The organism is Staphylococcus sp. SUC_1.2, from assembly GCF_026222585.1.
Map to the genome: position 1 here is coordinate 1 of NZ_JANJPM010000041.1, position 16543 is coordinate 16543.

Below are 16543 nucleotides of genomic sequence, written 5' to 3' on the forward strand. Positions count from 1 at the left end.
GGAACAGCCTCATTTTAAATATAAAAAAGGTTTTCTTTTAGTACATATTTCCAAAAAATATTTTAATAAATGGCAATTTTGCACAATAATGCTAGCTCCAATGTTTATATTAACAGGATTATTAATGTTTATATTCAGTATTTACGCATACTCCTCAATTATTATTATGTTAAGTATACATATTGGATATTGCTTAATCGATTTATATTTAGTAGGTATTACATTTACTAATAAATTTGAATATGTACATCCATCAGATGAAGGTTTAATTATGTATCATCAACGACCAATACAAGCTAATAACGAATTTGAATAAATAGTGAGTCTCAATATAATTATTTATGTGCACATTTCATGAGTTTTGTTGCTAGTCACATTATAATTATATTGAGGCTTATTTTATTTTAAAAGAGGTGAGACGATGGCTGAAAGAAGGATTATTCATATTGATATGGATTACTTTTTTGCACAAGTAGAAATGCGAGATAACCCTACATTAAAAGGTAAACCTGTAATTGTAGGTGGTAAGGCAAGTACTCGTGGCGTGGTTTCTACTGCTTCTTACGAGGCTAGAAAATATGGGGTTCATTCTGCAATGCCAATGTCTCAAGCGCATAAATTATGTCCTAATGGATATTATGTAAGAGCAAGATTTGACGCTTATAGAGAAGCCTCTGCCGTGATTATGTCTATATTTAAAAGTTATACAGATATTGTAGAACCAATGTCATTGGATGAAGCGTATTTAGATATTACTCACCTTGTTAGACCTGACTTGTCTGCATCTAAAATCGCAACGTTTATTCGACGCGATATATTTGAACAAACTGGTTTAACTTCTTCTGCAGGTGTATCTTATAATAAATTTTTAGCAAAATTAGCAAGTGGTATGAATAAGCCTAATGGCATGAAGGTTATCGATTATAATAATGTAAACGATATTTTAATGAATCTAGATATTGGTGACTTTCCAGGTGTGGGTAAAGCGTCGAAAAAAGTCATGCATAACCATGATATTTATACAGGTAAAGATTTGTATGATAAAACTGAATTTGAATTAATACGTTGGTTCGGAAAAAGAGGTCGTGGCTTATATCTTAAAGCGCGAGGAATTGATCATAGTGAAGTAAAAGCAACGAGAGTGCGTAAATCTGTGGGTACTGAACGAACATTTTCAACTGATGTGAATGATGATGAAGAAATTTTACAAAAAATATGGGAACTATCTGGCAAGACAGCAGAACGTTTATCCAAGTTACAAAAATCAGGTAGTACGGTAACAGTTAAATTAAAAACTTATCAATATGAAACATTTTCTAAACAAAGAAGTTTAAGAGAGGCAGTAAGTAGAGATATTGATATATATAATGTAGCTTATGATTTGTATAATGATTTGAAGGACCCTGATGTTCCAATAAGGTTAATCGGTGTAACGGTTGGCAATTTAGAACAGTCAAGATATGAGAATATGACGATTTATGATTTTATAGAAAGATAAAAAGGTTCATGATGACATTAGCAATTAAACTAAACCAGTAATTGCAATTCATGTGGGTTAACCTTTATCTTTTAAATTTTTGCCATAAATTTGGAGCATACTTTGTAAATTGTCATAGTGTTTTAATAATCTAAACGTAATCATTGCACATGCTTTAGCATCGTTGAGTGCATCATGATGACCGTGAAAATCTAATTTATAATGTTTCATTAAATGTTTTAGTCCGTAACGATATGCATCAATTGTACGTTTAGCAAGTTGATATGAACAGAAATAAATCATGGAGGGTGTTTCTATATTTAACTGTTTTAAACTTTGATGAAGTACATTCATATCAAAAGCAGCATTATGAGCAACAACAGGTAATTTATCAATAAATTGCATCATATAGGGAAATACATATTCAAAACTGGGAGCATCGATTACGTCTTCAGGTGTAATACCATGAACCTCAATATTCGTCTGAGAGAAATAATCAAAAGGGTTAACTAAAGTATAAAAAGATTCCACAATCTCATTGTTAACTACTTTGACCATACCAACAGAGCAAATACTTGTACGTTTACCGTTTGCAGTTTCGAAGTCTAATGCAATAAAGGCATTTCCCATTCCTAACACTGTCCTTTCAAGTATTGATTCTTTTATTTTAGCTAAAAATATAAATATTTTTCCAGAATGTTGCATTCTTAAAATAAAATAGAGTGGAAATGAATTCATTTCCACTCCAGTTATATTTATGAGTATTGAGAATAGCTAGCATCATACCTTTTTGTGCATGTTAGTTACTTACAATTTACTAAGCAAGCACTAAAATTCGTTTGTCTCAATCATAATTAAACCTTGAGATAAAAGTTATTCTTCATCAAATGAACGAGCTGCTAATTCTTTTTCATATAAATATAAAGTATTGCAGTCATCGCCAATACGGTTTAAATAATCAATATGTGTTTCAAATGTTGATTCTTCTTCAACTTGCTCATCTAAGAACCAGTTTAAGAAAGAAATCGTAGCATAGTCTTTATCTTTTTGAGCTATTTCAGATAAATTGTAAAAACGACGAGTAACATCTTGTTCCTGTGCTAATCCATCTTTAAATGTTTCAAGGATAGATTTAAATTCAGTTTTAGGAGCTGGTATTGATTTAAATTCAGCATGTTCACCACGATCGTTGATATAATCATAGATTTTTTTACCGTGGAAACGTTCTTCTTTAGCTTGTTGGATATAGAAGTTAGCGAAACCTTCATATGAAGCATCATCGCAATAAGCAGCCATTGCCATATAAGCATGAGCTGCGAAATATTCATGGTTCATTTGATCATTAAGTGCTTCTAACAAGTCTTTACTTAGCATAATTAAGTCACCTCTATTAAAAATTTTATAATTGATTTTGACTTTGTTCATTAAGAGTATAACAAATCTATTCTCATTAGTAAATAATAATTATTATAATCTAGAATGTAACTTGTTATTTTTAATTGAGAATGTTTTTTGTTATACCCTTTACGTGTTATAATTATTCAAGTGATTTATATGAGGAGGAAGCACATGAGACAATGGACTGCAACGCACTTAGCGAAATTGGCTCGTAAGGCTAGTATCGCTGCTGGGAAAAAAGGTACAGATTTACCTGGACAAGTTGCCCGCAAAGTGGATCAAAATATATTAAGAAAATTAGCTGCACAAGTAGATGACATCGTTTTTATTAGTGGGACTAATGGTAAAACGACGACATCTAATCTTATAGGACATACATTAAAAGCAAATCATATTGATATTATACATAATAATGAAGGTGCTAATATGGCAGCAGGCATCACATCTGCCTTTATCATGCAAAGCACTAAAAATACTAAAGTAGCGATTATTGAAATCGATGAAGGATCTATTCCTCGAGTTTTAAAAGAAGTCACTCCATCAATGATGATATTTACTAATTTCTTCCGTGATCAAATGGATCGCTTTGGCGAAATAGATATAATGGTAAATAACATAGCTAAGTCAATTAGTAATAAAGGAATTAAATTGTTACTCAATGCGGATGATCCTTTTGTAAGTCGACTTAAAATAGCTAGTGACTCTATCGTTTATTATGGTATGAAAGCACACGCGCATGAGTTTGAACAAAGTACTATGAATGAGAGTAAGTATTGCCCAAATTGTGGCAAATTATTAGTATACGATTACATTCATTATAATCAAATCGGTCATTACCATTGTTCATGTGGATTCAAACGTGAATTACCTAAATATGAAGTTTCATCATTCACAGTATCTCCGTTCTTAGCATTAAATATAAATGAAACAACATTTAACATGAAAATTGCCGGAGACTTCAACGCTTATAATGCATTAGCTGCCTATACTGTGTTGAGAGAATTAGGGCTCAATGATGAGTCTATTCGAATTGGTTTCGAATCATATACTTCAGATAATGGTCGTATGCAATATTTCAAACTTGATTATAAAGAAGCCATGATTAATTTAGCTAAGAATCCTGCAGGTATGAATGCTAGTTTATCAGTAGGAGAACAGTTAGTAGGTAAAAAAGTATATGTCATTAGTCTAAATGATAATGCAGCTGATGGTCGTGATACTTCTTGGATTTATGATGCTGATTTCGAGAAATTAAGCGAACAAAATATTGAAACGATTATTGTTACAGGGACTCGAGCTGAAGAATTACAATTACGTCTGAAATTAGCCGAAGTAAATGTTCCAATTATACTTGAAAAAGATATTTATAAAGCAACTGCGATGACAATGAATTATGAAGGTTTCACGGTAGCTATTCCTAACTACACATCTTTATCTCCAATGTTAGAACAACTTAATCGTTCATTTAAAGGAGGGCAATAAATATGAATGAATTAACCGTTTATCATTTTATGTCAGATAAATTAAATTTATATAGTGATATAGGAAATATTATTGCACTCAAACAAAGAGCAAAGAAACGTGGTATTCAATTAAATGTAGTAGAAGTTAACCAAACTGAAGGTGTGACGCTTGATAATTGTGATATATTCTTTATCGGCGGTGGCAGTGATAGAGAACAAAGTATTGCTACTAAGGAATTAAGCAAGATAAAGACTACACTTAAAGATGCTATTGAAGATGGTATGCCAGGATTAACGATTTGTGGTGGTTATCAATTTTTAGGAACAAAATATATTACGCCTGATGGAACTGAACTTGAAGGTTTAGGTATCTTAGATTTCTATACTGAGTCACGAACTGAACGATTAACTGGTGATATAGTAATCGAGAGTGACACATTTGGAACGATAGTCGGCTTCGAGAATCACGGTGGTCGTACACATCATAATTTTGGTACGTTAGGACACGTTACGGTTGGTTACGGTAATAATGATGATGATAAACAAGAAGGTATTCATTATAAAAATTTATTAGGAACATATTTACATGGACCTATCCTTCCAAAGAATCATGAACTGACTGATTATTTATTAGAAAAAGCCTGCGAACGTAAAGGTATACCTTTTGAACCTAAACAATTAGATAACACTGAAGAAGAAGCAGCTAAACGAGTTATTATAGAAAGATCATCAAAAAAGTAACAAATATAATAAGCAATTAAAAATGACGTACCGGATCTATAGAATTTTCCAGTACGTCATTTTTTATTTGTCATTATATCTACTATCTAATAATTTATAGATTAGAAGTATTTCATAAATAACATGACTTTTGATTTGATTCTGATCAAATTCTTCTAAGCGTTTGACAGAAGATTTAAGTGTTGATGCAGATGAGCGGTGAGGTTCAAAATGATTGCTTTTGATAATATTATTGACGCTATTACTAATTTTAATAATAGCTATCTTTTCCTCAGGCGTAAAAACTAAATGTATGTGCTTAGGTAAATATATAATATTTGATAGGTGAGTAGCCAGTAATCTATCGATATAGGAACGGTTCGAAATATTTTTTAATCGTTTCCATTCATCTTCTTTGTTTTTATGATAACGTAATTCGTCTTTTTGATAACCGGTTAAAGTTTCAGTCTTGTTTATAACACCCATCAACTTATTTAAAAGATCATTACTATGATCAGAATCAAATTTTCCTAATAATAATTCGTTACATCTTGAAGAGAACAACTCATACATTTTATATTCAGATTGCGTTAAATTATCTTCAATTTGTTGATAATATTTAGGAGGCAGAACTATAAAATTGACCAATCCTGCTGTAACCAAACCGATTAATGCAGTTAATAACCTTGAAAAAAAGTTGAATAAATAGGCGTCGTGTATGCCAGGAATCATGGCAACTGATGTTAACACCGCAACAGTAGTACCAACTTGTAAGTTTAATTTAGTACAAACTAAGATAGTAAAAAGTGCACTGAACGTATACGTTAAAGCCGATGGGTCACCAAAAATAAAAGTAAAAAGTACAGCAAATAGTGCACCAATTACAGTTGCGGGCAATCTTCTATAACCTTTTTTTAATGATGCCTTTGCAGTAGGTTCGATAGTTACAATAGCAGTTAATATAGCGAAGATTGGAGTGAGATCAAGCATTAAACAAAATAGCGATGTTAAAAAGGTTGCTAAGCCAGTTTTGATTGTTCTCGCTCCTATAATTTTCTTGTACCATTTATCCATATGATAAATCCTCTCGTTGTACGAAAATAACAATTAAAATTTTATCTTTTGAACAGAAATTATTTTGCGCTTCATTTTTTGTATGTTTAGTATATCAAAATTTTTTTGGTATAATAAGATGTAATCACAATTTAAAAAGGAACGGGATATTATGATTGTAAAAACAGAAGAAGAATTACAAGCCTTAAAAGAGATAGGTTACATTTGTGCTAAGGTTAGAGATACTATGCAAGAAGCTACTAAACCAGGTATTACAACTAAAGAATTAGACAATATAGCTAAAGATTTGTTTGAAGAACATGGTGCTATTTCAGCACCTATTCATGATGAGAATTTCCCTGGACAAACATGTATTAGTGTTAATGAAGAAGTAGCGCATGGCATTCCTGGCAAACGAATCATTCGTGAAGGAGATCTAGTTAATATTGATGTATCAGCTTTGAAAAATGGTTATTACGCTGATACAGGTATTTCTTTTGTTGTGGGTGAAGTAAGTGACCCACTTAAACAAAAAGTATGTGATGTTGCACTTATGGCATTTGAAAATGCAATGGCAAAAGTTAAACCTGGAACTAAATTAAGTAATATCGGTAAAGCAGTACATGCAACAGCACGTCAAAATGATTTAACTGTAATTAAAAATCTAACTGGGCATGGTGTAGGTCAATCATTACATGAGGCGCCTAACCATGTTATGAACTATTATGACCCTAAAGATAAAACTTTACTTAAAGAAGGAGTTGTAATTGCAGTAGAGCCATTTATTTCATCTAAAGCAACTTTTGTAACAGAAGGTAAAAACGAATGGGCCTTCGAAACTAGAGATAAGAGTTTTGTCGCTCAAATTGAACATACGGTTATCGTTACTAAAGATGGACCATTATTAACTACAAAAATTGATTAATTTCATATTAAACTAATATTAATTAAAAATTCGATATCTAAAATATATATAATGAAAACCAGTAAAATGAGATGACAACGCTCATTTACTGGTTTTTTAGTTTATACTAGTTAGTTTTATAAAGTTATTTACCTAATAATTTATAGACTTGTTTCTGCTGTTGTTTGCCATCTGGGTCTAGTTTGATTTTAATATTTGTGAAAGTTTCAGACCAATCAGACGTACGAGTTCTAATAGGTGGTTCTTTCATTTCAATTGTTTTTAAAATGACTTGCGCAACTTCATGTGTACTTTGAGAAGCATCATGCCCATAATTTTCTTTAATATCACTAACATATGAATTGTATAAGTGCGTATATTCATCTTCTTGTATGCCACCAGTTTGAGTTAGGTGGTTCATAATGTTGGGCATAAATTCAGATTGTATGCCACCGGGTTCAATAATAGTAAATTTAATATTGAATTCAGGTTGAATATAACTTGCTAAAGATTCTGTATAACCTTCAACACCAAACTTAGCGGCACAATATATTTCATTGAAAGGTTGTCCAACTAGGCCTCCAACTGACGAAATATTGATAACACGACCTTCTCTTTGTGATCTCATGATTGGTAATACAGCTTTGGTCATTCGAATAACACCCATTAAATTTAAATTAAGTTGCCAATTTATTTCTTCATCTGTTGCTTGTTCTGTAGTTTTATTAAAGCCGGCGCCAGCATTGTTAATCAAAATATCTATACGACCTTCTTCTTGTATGATGAATTCAACAGCAGATTTAATACTATCTAATTTGGTTACATCCAATTCTAAAATGGTTAGGTCTACATTTCTTTTAGTCGCTTCAATTTTTAAATTCATTTGATTTTCTAAGTTACGCATCGTGGCATATACTTGAAATCCTTTTTCAGCAAGCATGAGCGATGTTTCAAATCCTAGTCCTGATGAAGCACCAGTAACTAGAGCAATAGTTTTATTCATATCATAATCTCCTTTTTGAAAGTCACTAAAGTATTAACTATTCTACAAATAATGTTAAAGAAATGAATCTATTAAGACCATCGTTGTTCAACTTTGCCAAATTTCCAAATTAAAGTGGAAATGAGCCAACTAATAATAAATAAAATCACTAAAATATAACCTATATTATCAAATTGTATGTTTTCAATAAATTCCCAGAAAGAACCTTTCAATTGAAGCTTATCAACTAGTATTTGTAGTAATTCAACAGTGCCAATTAATAGCGCAGCGATAATAGATATTGCAGTAATTGTAATATTGTAATAAATTTTTCGAATAGGATTGAAGAATGCCCAATTATAAGCAGAAGTCATCAGTATACCGTCCAATGTATCTAGCAAACTCATACCGGCAGCGAACAATATAGGTAAAGATATTATACCTACGAATGAAATTGCTTTCTGTGACGCACCTGAAGATAAAGCTAGCAATGAGATTTCACTAGCAGTATCAAATCCTAAACCGAATAGAAAGCCTAGTGGCAAGACATGCCAACTATGACTAATGAATTTAAAGTATGGTCCGACCATACGAGAAACAAAGCCGCGTGTATCTAATAAATCATTTAACTTCTCATCATTAATTTTGTCTTTGCGAAACTTTAAAAATAAAGTTATTAAAGAAATTAATATCATTAGATTTAATATACCTATGAGAATTAAAAATGTTCCTGAAACGAGAGTGCCAATAATTTCACCAATTTCTTGAAAGTGGGGTAATGCATCTTTAGCCCATTTAATTGAAATGCCTAAAAAGGCAGCCATAAAAAAGACTACTGTAGAATGTCCAATTGAGAAGTAGAAACCTACACCTAATGGATTACGTTGTTGTTGGATTAATTTACGCACTGTATTATCAATAGCAGCAATATGGTCTGCATCAAAAGCGTGTCGTAGTCCTAGTGTATAAGCAAGTAGTCCCATACCTAGTAGTAGATGATTAGTATTTGCTAAATAGAGGAGGCCAAAACCCAGAATGTGAAGTGAAATCAAAATAAGCACATAAGGAAGCCAATTAAGACGATGTGTGTTAATCATTGATGTTACCTTCTTTCAAAAATAAATATAATTAATCATACACCTGTTTAAGTTGAATATAAAATTTGAGGTATAACTTACATGAATTTATATAAATTCTATAGAAATAATAAACATCGTACTAAAGTATGAGAGTAAGATGGTCCTAGAGCCTATATGAGTTTAAGCTATTTTAAATTATAATTGAGCTTAATCAAGGACGAGGTGGTTCTATGAATTATATGGACTTATATTTACAACACTTTCTTAAAGTAGTTATTAAACGAAACATTAATGATTACAAAATCAGTTTAGATCGTAAATTAAAGAGCATTGAAAATTATATTGAATATTTAAAAGAAAAGAAAACACAAATGAATAAGTTGATTGACAGTTTAACTGCAACATTAGAAAATAAATATATTGATATTACTAATACGTATAATATTAAACATGCACAAGAAATTAATAATTATGAAATTGAAGGTCTTAAAAGACAGCTTGATTTATTTGAAGCCTATTGTGCAAGAATTGAAGCGGATATTCATCGTTGCTCAAAAGAAAAGATCACAACACAAGGGCAATGTGACATAATTGAACAAATGAGTGTAGTAGCTTAATTGAGAGGAATAGGGGGCGACACATTGACTCGAAAATATATATCGACAGAGTTATTAATCATATTTACGGCATTAATGATTATTGCCAATTTTTATTACATCTTTTTTGAGAAAATAGGCTACCTATTTGTATTACTTTTAGGATGTATATTAGTTTATGTAGGCTACCTTTACTTTCATAAAGTAAGGGGTCTCTTAGCGTTTTGGATAGGTGCATTGCTTATAGCATTTACTTTATTGTCGAATAAATATACCATCATAATATTATTTGTCTTTCTAGTTATCGTAATCATTAGATATCTCATTTTTAAGTTTAAACCTTTAAAAGTGATTGCTTCAGAAGATGAAGTTACATCACCTCAATTTATTAAACAAAAGTGGTTTGGAGAGCAACGCACACCAGTATATGTTTATAAATGGGAAGATGTACAAATTCAACATGGTGTTGGTGATATACACATCGATATGACAAAAGCTGCAAATATTAAAGAGAATAATACAATAGTAGTAAGACATATTTTAGGGAAAATTCAGTTAGTGGTACCATTGAATTATAATATTAATTTACACATGGCTGCTCTATATGGAAATGCTTATTTAAATGGCCAATCTTATAAAGTTGAAAATAATCATATCCAAGTTGAAGAGAAGCCTAAAGAAGAGAATTATAATGTCAATGTTTATGTTTCAACATTCATAGGAGATGTTGAGGTGATTTACCGATGAACCACTACTTAAGAGCTATCGGTTCAATGCTTATACTAGTTTATAGCATGTTAACCGCGTTCTTATTTATAGATAAAGTATTTGTTAATATTATCTATTTCCAAGGTATGTTTTATACTCAAATTTTTGGGATACCTGTTTTTCTATTTTTAAATTTAGTCATCATTTTACTTTGTATTATAGTAGGTTCAATTCTCGCATATAAAATTAATCAACAAAATCAGTGGATTAAGTCGCAAATTGAGCATGCCATTGAAGGAGAAACAGTAGGTATCAATGATCAAAACATTGAGCTCTATAACGAAACCATAGATCTTTATCAAACATTAGTTCCTCTAAATCAAGAGTTGCACCGTTTACGAATGAAAACGCAAAACTTAACTAATGAAAATTACAATATGAATGATGTCAAAGTTAAGAAAATCATTGAGAATGAACGACAGAGATTAGCTCGCGAGTTACATGACTCTGTAAGTCAACAACTTTTTGCAGCAAGTATGATGTTATCTGCTATAAAAGAAACAAAATTAGAGGCACCGCTTGATCAACAAATACCAGTTTTAGAGAAAATGGTTCAGGAATCTCAACTTGAAATGCGCGCATTATTACTTCATTTGAGACCTTTAGGACTAAAAGATAAATCACTAGGTGAAGGTATCAAAGATTTAGTTATTGATTTGCAAAAGAAAGTGCCTATGAAAGTCATACACGATATTCAAGATTTCAAGGTTCCTAAAGGTATAGAAGATCATTTATTTAGAATTACACAAGAGGCTATATCAAATACGTTAAGACATTCTAATGGAACTAAAGTCACAGTGGAATTATTTAACCAACAAGATTATCTATTACTTCGAATTCAAGATAATGGTAAGGGATTCAATGTTGACGAGAAATTAGAACAAAGTTATGGATTAAAAAATATGAGAGAACGCGCATTAGAAATTGGTGCGACATTCCATATTGTTTCGTTACCGGATTCTGGAACGAGAATAGAAGTTAAAGCACCATTAAATAGGGAGGATGATAATAATGACGATTAAAGTTTTGTTCGTTGATGACCATGAAATGGTTCGAATTGGGATATCAAGTTATCTATCAACACAATCTGACATTGAGATAGTTGGAGAAGGGGAATCTGGTAAAGATGCCATTGCAAAAGCTCATGAATTAAAACCTGATTTAATTCTTATGGATTTATTAATGGATGATATGGATGGCGTTGAAGCAACTACTCAAATCAAAAAAGATTTGCCACATATTAAAGTTGTAATGTTAACTAGTTTTATTGAAGATAAAGAGGTATATAGAGCATTAGATGCTGGTGTAGATAGCTATATTTTAAAAACGACTAGTGCTAGTGATATAGCCGACGCAGTACGCAAAACTTTTAATGGTGAATCCGTATTTGAACCAGAAGTTTTAGTTAAGATGCGTAACAGAATGAAGAAACGTGCAGAATTATATGAAATGCTGACTGAGCGTGAAATGGAAATTTTATTATTAATTGCAAAAGGTTATTCAAATCAAGAAATAGCGAGTGCTTCTCATATTACAATTAAAACCGTTAAAACTCATGTAAGTAATATATTGAGTAAATTAGAAGTACAAGATAGAACACAAGCCGTAATTTATGCATTCCAACATAATTTGATTCAATAAAAAAAGGTTGAGGCAATAAACCGATGCCTCAACCTTTTTTTAATTTAATTAGTCATTAAACACTTATTTTTTATTATCATCGTCATTATTAGTAAATTTATCTTTAATTTTCTCAGTTAATGAAGCATCTTCTTCATGTTTATCTTCAGGATCTTTATCGACTTTATAGTCTTCATCTTTGCCAGTAGCTGTATGTTTATATTCATAAGTAGTATCTTCATTATAGTGGTTTTGGTTATTATCATCATGGTCGAGCGCTGCTTCTTCAGGAGTTTGTCCATTAATGACATGTCTTTGGTGGATGATTGCATTAATTTCAGCACCAATAATAATGATAAAACTTGTTAAATATAACCAAATTAATAAGATAATAATACCTGCGATACTGCCATAAGTCTTAGAGTAGTTTCCAAAATTTGAAATGTAGAAACCAAATGCGAAAGACCCAAGTAACCAGATAACTGATGTAAATATAGCTCCTGGTAATACTGATTTTAGTTTAGTTTTAACGTTTGGAGCTACTGAGTATAGAATTGTAAATAGAATCAAAATAATAATTAATGGTAATACAACTCTTATTAAACTAAAGATCCATTTAACTTGACTATCCAATCCAAGAGGACCGAATAAGAAATGAGCAATAACTGACCCCATAGTAGGTAATGCCATCGCAACTAAAAATACGACGCCTAACACAATTGTGAAAATAACACTTAGTATCTTTAAAAGAATACCATTTCTATTATCTTCAACATCATAAGCTACATTGAATGAATTCATAATTGCAGTCATACCATTTGAAGCTGACCAAATTGCTAAGATTAACCCGATAGAAAGTAAACCGCCACTAGAATTTTTAGTAACATCGCTAATTACACCTTTAATAAGACTCGATGTGTCAGCAGGTGCATTACTTAATAAACCGGTGATTTGGCTTTGGTCTAAGTTAAATAATGGTAACAATGTTAATAGGAAAATTAACATTGGGAACATAGCTAATACAAAATGGTAAGTCATTTGTGCTGCTAAACCTGAAGCGTCATCTTTGCCTATTCGATAAATTAAATAAGAAAGAAAATTAGATTTTTTGGTATACTTAGCTGGTTTGTTTAACCGTGAAACGAAAAAGACTTGATTGTCTTTTTTTGGTTCTTTAGATTGAAATTCTTGAGGCTCTACATATGTACGATCAACATTTATTTTATCTTGGTTCTTCTCTTGCTCGTCTTTAATAGAGTTAAGATACTTCGAGTTTGATTTATTTTCTTTTGACATAACAATCTCCTTTGCTTTAACCACATACATTAATTTAAATAGTAAAATAAGCGGGACAGAAACCTGTTATATAATAAAGATTTCATTGTCCCGCCTTACTATGAGTGAAAAACAAAAATATTTTACTTTTCACTTTCAGTTAGTTTCTATTTTAACTAAAGTTATAAAAAAAGATTTAGCTAAAATAAACAATCAATTATTGACCAATGCGGTTATTCTTACGTTCAACGAAAGTATCTTTAGCATCTTTAATTGATTTTTCTAATTCTGGGTTATTACGACGAATTTCTTCAATTGTATCTTTCCAATATAAAACTTCGTCTTTAATAGAATTGAATTTAGAAGGTTTGCGTGAACGATTACCTTCTTTAACATCTTTTACAGATTGAACTAAAGCGTTACGTGTTGATTTATCAGCTAAAGTAGCAGCACCACCAACAATAGCGCCAATTAAAATACCAGGAATTAATTTGTTTTCCATTTTATTTACCCCTCTTTCAAATTTGCATCTTTGACGATGAAATCAATTAGATTGTCACAAGATGATTGTACCATTTCATATACACCTTCAAAATTATTAGTGTAATAAGGATCTGGCACATCACTCTCTTCCATGTTACTAAATTCGAGCAATTTGAACAATTTTCCTTTTATATTAGGATTGATGTTTTGGATATTATCAACATTGCTTTGATCCATAGCAATAATATAATCAAAATCATCACTTGATTCAAATAACTCACTAATCATACCATCAAAAGGTATATTATGGCGATTAAGAATATCTTGAGTCCCTTCATGGGGAGGTTCTCCAAGGTTCCATTTACCTGTTCCTTTTGAGTAAACGTTAACGCCTGAAATGTTTCTATCTATCAAACGTTGACGCATGATTGCTTCAGCCATAGGAGAGCGACATATGTTTCCTAGACATACAAATGCTACATCTACCATATTCTATTCCCCCTATTTAATCCTATATAAACCATTTTATAGTTATTTTAAAATTTTATAAAGACATAATAATACTATATCCGATAAAAGTTTGTTAAATTATCATACTTTGATAGAATATTGTATTAAAGAGGTGATAACGTGAGTCAAAATAATAATGAAACAATGATTGCAGATATTAGAAAAAAATTAAATATTGTTAATCAAGGTTTGTTAAATCCAGATAAATTTAAAAATGCTAATCAGCAAGATATAGAAGAAATTCATAATTTTGTTATGTCTAAAGATTCTTTTTCACCAAGCGAAGTTACAGCAATTGCTGATGAGTTGGGGAACTTACGTCAAGATTAGGGAGGATGATGATATGACTTCATTAAGTTATAACGAGAAATTACAACAGTATGCAGAATTATTAGTTAAAATAGGTATGAATGTACAACCTAAACAACCTGTTTTTATTAGATCTTCAGTTGATGCCATCGATTTAACACGTTTAATTGTTGAAGAATCATATAAAGCTGGAGCTTCAGACGTAAAAGTAAATTATTCAGATTCTAAATTAAATAGACTTAAATTTGAGTATGAATCAGTAGATTACTTTGAAAATCAGGCAGTTAAATCGTATGAAGTAGATGAACGAATGGATTATGCTAATCGTGGCGCTGCAAATTTAGCTTTACTTAGTGGTGATCCAAACTTGCTAAATGGTATAGACCCTGAAAAACTCAAAGCCAATCAAATAAGTTATAGTCAAGCATTCAAAGGATATATGGAAGGAAGTCAGAAGAATCGATTTCCATGGGTTGTTGCTGCTTTTCCTTCTAAAGATTGGGCTAGACGTGTTTATCCAGATTTAGATGAAGAAATTGCATTAGAAAAGTTTATTGATGAAGTGTTTGATATCGTAAGAATTGATGGGAACGATCCTATTGAAAATTGGAAAAAACATATAGAAAACTTAAGTGTACATGCTAAATTGATGCAAGAAAAAAATTATAAAGCGTTACATTATCAATCCGAAGGAACAGACTTAGTTGTAGGACTTCCTAAAGGACATATTTGGGAAGATGCTACGAGCTATGTTAATGGTAATCAACAAGCTTTTATAGCTAATTTACCAACTGAAGAAGTTTTTACAGCTCCTGATCGTAACAACGTTAATGGATATGTAACAAATAAATTACCATTAAGTTATAATGGTACAATCATTGATGGCTTTACATTAACGTTTAAAGATGGACAAATCGTAGATTTCAAAGCAGACAAAGGCGAAGATATGCTTAGAGATTTGATCAATACTGATGAGGGTTCTAAGCGACTAGGAGAAGTCGCTTTAGTACCTGATGATTCTCCAATTTCAAATCGTAATACTATTTTCTACAACACGTTATTTGATGAAAACGCATCATGTCATTTAGCTATTGGTTCGGCATATGGCTTTAATGTTGAAGGTGGTACTGAAATGACGACTGAAGAAAAAATTGCCAGTGGTCTTAATGATTCAAATGTCCATGTTGACTTCATGATAGGAAGTGCAGATTTAACGATTTATGGAATTAAACAGGATGACACTAAAGAATTAGTGTTTAAAAACGGCAATTGGGCTCAATAAAAATAGAAATTAAAATAAAAGGGGTATAACGCATGTCAAATTCTCAAGGTATTCGTAAATCAATGTCTGAATCAAAAAGTTATAAAGCTAAACAAGTATTTCCTCAAGACACCAATCATCACCACACAATGTTTGGTGGTTCATTGATGGCTAACATAGATGAAATTGCAGCCATTACTGCAATGAAACATGCTAATGCCCAAGTAGTTACAGCATCAACTGATTCTGTAGATTTTTTAAGACCAATTAAAACAGGTGATATTACTTCTTATGAAGCGATGGTTAGTTATGCAGGTACAAGTTCAATGGAAGTTTGTGTTCAAATAATTATTGAGGATGTATTAAATAAAGAAAGACATTTAGCAGCCTTAAGTTTCTTAACTTTTGTTGCATTAGATGATAATGGTAAGCCAGTCCAAGTACCAGATGTCTATCCGGAATCAAAAGTTGAAAAATGGTTCTATGAAAGTGCGCCTAAGCGTGTACAACGTAGAAAAGATAGAAGAGAAGAAAGTAAAAATACGATTGAATTTTTATCAAATGCACAACATATTGAAGAATTATAAATCACGGACAAGTTAAACGTTGTAACTAGTATATTATAATTCTCATAAAACAGAACTA

At 31.3% G+C, this 16543-nt stretch carries 20 protein-coding genes; 12 read left to right on the forward strand and 8 right to left on the reverse strand.

Annotated features, from left to right (window positions below; translation table 11 throughout):
• Positions 1-316, forward strand: a 316-nt coding sequence (locus tag NR218_RS11325) for a DUF3267 domain-containing protein (protein WP_265848548.1), incomplete at its 5' end; no start/stop codon positions are given.
• A 105-nt stretch (positions 317-421) separates the two neighbouring features.
• Complete coding sequence (gene dinB, locus NR218_RS11330) at positions 422-1498, forward strand: DNA polymerase IV (RefSeq protein WP_011275363.1); 1077 nt, start codon at positions 422-424, stop codon at positions 1496-1498.
• 57 nt (positions 1499-1555) lie between these two features.
• On the opposite strand, the gene NR218_RS11335 is transcribed toward dinB, so the two are convergent.
• Both NR218_RS11335 and ftnA read right to left on the reverse strand, forming a co-directional pair.
• Positions 1556-2107, reverse strand: a complete 552-nt coding sequence (locus tag NR218_RS11335) for a 3'-5' exonuclease (RefSeq protein WP_033079978.1) — start codon at positions 2105-2107, stop codon at positions 1556-1558.
• A 243-nt stretch (positions 2108-2350) separates the two neighbouring features.
• A complete protein-coding gene (gene ftnA / locus NR218_RS11340; protein WP_011275365.1) occupies positions 2351-2851 on the reverse strand; it encodes an H-type ferritin FtnA in 501 nt (166 codons plus the stop codon).
• Between the two features lie 195 nt (positions 2852-3046).
• Between ftnA and NR218_RS11345 the strand changes: the two genes are divergently transcribed.
• Entirely contained in the window at positions 3047-4357 is a 1311-nt protein-coding gene (locus tag NR218_RS11345) for a Mur ligase family protein (protein WP_011275366.1), read from the forward strand.
• A 2-nt stretch (positions 4358-4359) separates the two neighbouring features.
• A complete protein-coding gene (locus tag NR218_RS11350; protein WP_011275367.1) occupies positions 4360-5079 on the forward strand; it encodes a type 1 glutamine amidotransferase in 720 nt (239 codons plus the stop codon).
• Between the two features lie 63 nt (positions 5080-5142).
• Here NR218_RS11350 and NR218_RS11355 read toward each other — a convergent pair whose 3' ends face one another.
• Entirely contained in the window at positions 5143-6132 is a 990-nt protein-coding gene (locus NR218_RS11355; protein WP_011275368.1) for an FUSC family protein, read from the reverse strand.
• A gap of 151 nt (positions 6133-6283) precedes the next feature.
• On the opposite strand from NR218_RS11355, the gene map reads away from it, so the two are divergent.
• Positions 6284-7036 (forward strand): type I methionyl aminopeptidase, encoded by a 753-nt coding sequence (gene map, locus NR218_RS11360; RefSeq protein WP_265848549.1) that lies wholly within the window; start codon positions 6284-6286, stop codon positions 7034-7036.
• A 124-nt stretch (positions 7037-7160) separates the two neighbouring features.
• Here map and NR218_RS11365 read toward each other — a convergent pair whose 3' ends face one another.
• Both NR218_RS11365 and NR218_RS11370 read right to left on the reverse strand, forming a co-directional pair.
• Positions 7161-8018 (reverse strand): SDR family oxidoreductase, encoded by an 858-nt coding sequence (locus NR218_RS11365; RefSeq protein ID WP_011275370.1) that lies wholly within the window; start codon positions 8016-8018, stop codon positions 7161-7163.
• Between the two features lie 71 nt (positions 8019-8089).
• Complete coding sequence (locus NR218_RS11370) at positions 8090-9094, reverse strand: HoxN/HupN/NixA family nickel/cobalt transporter (protein ID WP_053026352.1); 1005 nt, start codon at positions 9092-9094, stop codon at positions 8090-8092.
• 212 nt (positions 9095-9306) lie between these two features.
• Between NR218_RS11370 and NR218_RS11375 the strand changes: the two genes are divergently transcribed.
• From NR218_RS11375 to vraR, 4 genes are read left to right on the forward strand one after another with little or no spacing between them, the layout of a single operon-like run.
• Entirely contained in the window at positions 9307-9693 is a 387-nt protein-coding gene (locus NR218_RS11375) for a hypothetical protein (RefSeq protein WP_011275373.1), read from the forward strand.
• A 24-nt stretch (positions 9694-9717) separates the two neighbouring features.
• The gene (gene liaF, locus NR218_RS11380) at positions 9718-10419 is read left to right on the forward strand and encodes a cell wall-active antibiotics response protein LiaF (RefSeq protein ID WP_011275374.1); all 702 of its coding nucleotides are present in this window, start codon (positions 9718-9720) and stop codon (positions 10417-10419) included.
• Positions 10416-11462, forward strand: coding sequence for a sensor histidine kinase (locus NR218_RS11385; protein WP_011275375.1), 1047 nt, complete (start codon positions 10416-10418; stop codon positions 11460-11462). The genes liaF and NR218_RS11385 overlap by 4 nt, the downstream gene beginning before the upstream one ends.
• A complete protein-coding gene (vraR, locus tag NR218_RS11390) occupies positions 11452-12081 on the forward strand; it encodes a two-component system response regulator VraR (protein ID WP_011275376.1) in 630 nt (209 codons plus the stop codon). The genes NR218_RS11385 and vraR overlap by 11 nt, the downstream gene beginning before the upstream one ends.
• A gap of 63 nt (positions 12082-12144) precedes the next feature.
• Here vraR and NR218_RS11395 read toward each other — a convergent pair whose 3' ends face one another.
• From NR218_RS11395 to NR218_RS11405, 3 genes are all read right to left on the reverse strand, one after another.
• Positions 12145-13356, reverse strand: coding sequence for a YihY/virulence factor BrkB family protein (locus NR218_RS11395; protein WP_011275377.1), 1212 nt, complete (start codon positions 13354-13356; stop codon positions 12145-12147).
• 196 nt (positions 13357-13552) lie between these two features.
• The gene (locus NR218_RS11400; RefSeq protein WP_011275378.1) at positions 13553-13837 is read right to left on the reverse strand and encodes a YtxH domain-containing protein; all 285 of its coding nucleotides are present in this window, start codon (positions 13835-13837) and stop codon (positions 13553-13555) included.
• Between the two features lie 5 nt (positions 13838-13842).
• Positions 13843-14307: a low molecular weight protein-tyrosine-phosphatase gene (locus NR218_RS11405; RefSeq protein WP_011275379.1), complete on the reverse strand. Its 465-nt coding sequence runs from the start codon at positions 14305-14307 to the stop codon at positions 13843-13845.
• Between the two features lie 141 nt (positions 14308-14448).
• Here NR218_RS11405 and NR218_RS11410 point away from each other — a divergent pair, with 141 nt between their 5' ends.
• Genes NR218_RS11410 through NR218_RS11420 form a run of 3 tightly spaced genes read left to right on the forward strand, consistent with a single transcriptional unit; the run spans position 14449 to position 16485 of the window.
• A complete protein-coding gene (locus NR218_RS11410; protein ID WP_011275380.1) occupies positions 14449-14658 on the forward strand; it encodes a DUF1128 domain-containing protein in 210 nt (69 codons plus the stop codon).
• A gap of 13 nt (positions 14659-14671) precedes the next feature.
• The gene (locus NR218_RS11415; protein WP_011275381.1) at positions 14672-15919 is read left to right on the forward strand and encodes an aminopeptidase; all 1248 of its coding nucleotides are present in this window, start codon (positions 14672-14674) and stop codon (positions 15917-15919) included.
• A 32-nt stretch (positions 15920-15951) separates the two neighbouring features.
• Positions 15952-16485 (forward strand): acyl-CoA thioesterase, encoded by a 534-nt coding sequence (locus NR218_RS11420; RefSeq protein WP_011275382.1) that lies wholly within the window; start codon positions 15952-15954, stop codon positions 16483-16485.
• The last annotated feature ends 58 nt before the right edge of the window (positions 16486-16543 follow it).

Excerpts from the sequence above, each read along its gene's own strand:
- dinB (WP_011275363.1), top strand. The coding sequence starts at position 422 with ATGGCTGAAAGAAGGATTATTCATATTGATATGGATTACTTTTTTGCA.
- NR218_RS11335 (WP_033079978.1), bottom strand. The coding sequence starts at position 2,107 with ATGGGAAATGCCTTTATTGCATTAGACTTCGAAACTGCAAACGGTAAA.
- ftnA (WP_011275365.1), bottom strand. The coding sequence starts at position 2,851 with ATGCTAAGTAAAGACTTGTTAGAAGCACTTAATGATCAAATGAACCAT.
- NR218_RS11345 (WP_011275366.1), top strand. The coding sequence starts at position 3,047 with ATGAGACAATGGACTGCAACGCACTTAGCGAAATTGGCTCGTAAGGCT.
- NR218_RS11350 (WP_011275367.1), top strand. The coding sequence starts at position 4,360 with ATGAATGAATTAACCGTTTATCATTTTATGTCAGATAAATTAAATTTA.
- NR218_RS11355 (WP_011275368.1), bottom strand. The coding sequence starts at position 6,132 with ATGGATAAATGGTACAAGAAAATTATAGGAGCGAGAACAATCAAAACT.
- map (WP_265848549.1), top strand. The coding sequence starts at position 6,284 with ATGATTGTAAAAACAGAAGAAGAATTACAAGCCTTAAAAGAGATAGGT.
- NR218_RS11365 (WP_011275370.1), bottom strand. The coding sequence starts at position 8,018 with ATGAATAAAACTATTGCTCTAGTTACTGGTGCTTCATCAGGACTAGGA.
- NR218_RS11370 (WP_053026352.1), bottom strand. The coding sequence starts at position 9,094 with ATGATTAACACACATCGTCTTAATTGGCTTCCTTATGTGCTTATTTTG.
- NR218_RS11375 (WP_011275373.1), top strand. The coding sequence starts at position 9,307 with ATGAATTATATGGACTTATATTTACAACACTTTCTTAAAGTAGTTATT.
- NR218_RS11385 (WP_011275375.1), top strand. The coding sequence starts at position 10,416 with ATGAACCACTACTTAAGAGCTATCGGTTCAATGCTTATACTAGTTTAT.
- vraR (WP_011275376.1), top strand. The coding sequence starts at position 11,452 with ATGACGATTAAAGTTTTGTTCGTTGATGACCATGAAATGGTTCGAATT.
- NR218_RS11395 (WP_011275377.1), bottom strand. The coding sequence starts at position 13,356 with ATGTCAAAAGAAAATAAATCAAACTCGAAGTATCTTAACTCTATTAAA.
- NR218_RS11400 (WP_011275378.1), bottom strand. The coding sequence starts at position 13,837 with ATGGAAAACAAATTAATTCCTGGTATTTTAATTGGCGCTATTGTTGGT.
- NR218_RS11405 (WP_011275379.1), bottom strand. The coding sequence starts at position 14,307 with ATGGTAGATGTAGCATTTGTATGTCTAGGAAACATATGTCGCTCTCCT.
- NR218_RS11415 (WP_011275381.1), top strand. The coding sequence starts at position 14,672 with ATGACTTCATTAAGTTATAACGAGAAATTACAACAGTATGCAGAATTA.
- NR218_RS11420 (WP_011275382.1), top strand. The coding sequence starts at position 15,952 with ATGTCAAATTCTCAAGGTATTCGTAAATCAATGTCTGAATCAAAAAGT.